General features: G+C 44.9%; 2 protein-coding genes. Both read left to right on the forward strand.

Going from position 1 to position 2,886, the window contains the following annotated elements:
* The first annotated feature begins 731 nt into the window (after positions 1–731).
* Positions 732–1,592, forward strand: a complete 861-nt coding sequence (locus QUB20_RS28285; RefSeq protein WP_333251469.1) for a DUF2382 domain-containing protein — start codon at positions 732–734, stop codon at positions 1,590–1,592.
* 221 nt (positions 1,593–1,813) lie between these two features.
* Positions 1,814–2,707, forward strand: a complete 894-nt coding sequence (locus tag QUB20_RS28290; protein WP_333251467.1) for a DUF2382 domain-containing protein — start codon at positions 1,814–1,816, stop codon at positions 2,705–2,707.
* Positions 2,708–2,886: the final 179 nt, after the last annotated feature.

Below are 2,886 nucleotides of genomic sequence, written 5' to 3' on the forward strand. Positions count from 1 at the left end.
AATCAGTTGGCGTGTCATCACTGATGCCCTCTAAACACTATCTTTATTCTATGCAACTTCATATAAAATTGGTATTAAAATTTCTAGCTTTCCTGAAGCCCCTCTCCTACACGGCTGTTTCATTATCCGTAGGGGCAAACCCCCCGTGGTTGCCCCGATATTTGAAACACCGATTCCCCACGTCCGTGGAGGGGGTAGGCACGGGGGCGCTACCCCTACAAAACCATGATTTCCCCACGTCCGTGGAGGGGGTAGGCACGGGGGCGCTACCCCTACAAAACCATGATTTCCCCACGTCCGTGGAGGGGGTAGGCACGGGGGCGCTACCCCTACAAAACCATGATTTCCGTGAGAATAAAACAGCCCTGCCCTCTCCTACAAGATGAGGGGCTTTGAGATTTGTGTACTACTATGTAATGTTGATTTGTCACTACCTAGTTAACAATTATTAACAGTAGACACAGCACAAAGGAGTGTCCAGCAGGGGGAGTAGGACACAGCAATGCCGTGTCCCTACGGTTGCCTTTGAGTTTTAATAATTGTTATACAATTGACGATTGTAGAGTTTTACAATCTTTAAAATAGCTGAGCGCGCTAGCACAGAATAATAGATGCCGTAGTATTCCTATAGTATTAAACAACCTAAATGATACACTTCTGACTTTAGGGAGAGGGAAGTTAGCGAATTAATTTCTACTATTAAATTAAGTAGAGCAAAGAGGAAAAAACACATGGCACTTCAAAAATTAGCAGACTTTTATCCTAATTATCAGGAAGAAATATTTGCTGGAGACGACATCAAGGGATTTGATGTTTATGCTGGCGACTCGGATGAAAAAGTAGGCACGGTTTATGACGCTTTGGTTGATGACAGTGGTCGTTTCCGCTATCTGGTAATTGATACCGGTATTTGGATTTTTGGCAAAAAAGTATTGTTGCCAATCGGTTCGGCTCGCTTTGACTACGGAGCCCATCGGGTCTACGCAACAGGCCTTCGTAGCAAATCTCAAGCAGAACAATTGCCGGCTTACAATGAATTAGAACCATTAGATTACGATCGCGAAGAACAGGTAAGAGGCGTCTACCGCAATCAAGAAACTGCCACTGCCCGCACTGCAACTCCTGCTAGCTACGATCGCAGCAGCTACAGCTACGATATGGATCGCCCCCTCTACGAAACCAACGAACAGCAGCACCAAAATCTCAAGCTTTATGAAGAACGCTTGATTGCTAACAAACACCGCGCAAAAACAGGCGAAGTAGCAGTTGGCAAGCGCGTGGAAACTGAAACAGCGCGAGCTTCAGTACCCATTGAAAAAGAACGAGTTGTAATCGATCGAGTAACCCCGGTAGAAGCGGGTCGAGTAGTTTCAGTCGGTGAGGCTGACTTCCAATCAGGGGAAGTTGCACGCATGGAAGTCTACGAAGAAACGGCCGACATTCACAAGGAAGCTTTCGTCCGGGAAGAAGTCAACGTCAGAAAAGAAGTTGTTCGCAGCACGGTTGAGGGCGAAGAAACCTTGCGTCGTGAAGAATTAGACGTTAAGACTGATGGCACTGCGGTTGTAGATAATAAAAATAAAAAGATCTAAACCAACCGCAACAGCTATTGCATAGGAATTGCGCCTTAATGACATAATTCTGTCACCGCGCAGGTTTGATTGAATTGGTGGCGATCGTGCAATTCCTATGTGATTGGCGGGGGGGGTACAAAACTTGTCTAGTTTTGGCAACGTTTATGCACTTTCCCCGCCTTTACCAATTTCCCCTTACCAATTCATAATAAAAATCCCTAAGCAGGAAAGTTTAAAAAATGAACGGTCAAGCATCAGCAGAAAAAATAGCAACTGCCAAATCAATAACCCGTCTCAACCGGGTGCCTGAAAAAGTCAGAACTAAGCTAAAAAGTTTTACCGTCAAAGACAACCAAGGTCACTTGGTCGGCAAAGTTAAAGATGTCTATTTTGATGCTAACGGTCAGTTAAACTTTGTCGTGACCGGGCTAGGCAGCGAAAACTCCCGCATTTTTTTATTAAGTGTTAAGCTGCTCAAGAAAGTGGATTATCACCAAAAAGCGCTGTTTGTAACTATTAATTCGGAGCAAGTCGATCTGCTGCCCGTAGTTTCGGCAAATGGCGAGCATCCGTATTTAGAAAATGCCTCGGAACCGGATAATGAATTTAGCAACCGTGAATTAACAAATCCCTCAACAGTTATGTCAAATCTAACAGATGCCGATCGCACAGATGCAAATTGGGAGACAGATCGGGATGAGGAAAACTTGGATATTGTCGATCAAGAAGTAATTCGCCTGCTAGAAGAACGATTGGTGATCAATCGCAGCAAGCGCAAAGTCGGCGAAGTCATAGTACGTAAAGAAATTGAAACTCGGATGGTACAAGTACCTATCCAGTGGGAAAAGCTGATTGTCGAACAAGTCGGCGACGATCCGAAGGTGTTGGCAGAAATAGATTTAGGCGAGGGAAACATCACCGGTATAGATTTGACGGAGATTAAGAGCGATCGCCAAGAACCGACAGTTAAGGCTGAATTTACCTCTGTGCAGAAAGCTAGCAAAATCTTAAATTCGATCGCCTCTCAACCCCGTCACGGTTGCGTCAAAGTCCGCCTAGAACTCGTTCTCGAAGACAAGCAACTTGAGGATACTTACCAAAAATGGATGACGGAACACAACTCAGAGAGTTAAAATATTCGTTCTTTTCGGTGTAGATTCTAGCGATTAGCAAGAAACTTAAATCTAACAGCGGACTTTGGCGAGTCGTCCTGGGGAGAAAGTTCACCGCCATCTACTAAGGATCGCGAATTAAATAACTTACAATTTTAATTGTTATTGTGGGATGGGCGTCCCGCCCGTCCAAAAAGGAC

The sequence above is a fragment of the Microcoleus sp. B4-C2 genome (assembly GCF_036705265.1).
GTDB lineage: Bacteria > Cyanobacteriota > Cyanobacteriia > Cyanobacteriales > Microcoleaceae > Microcoleus.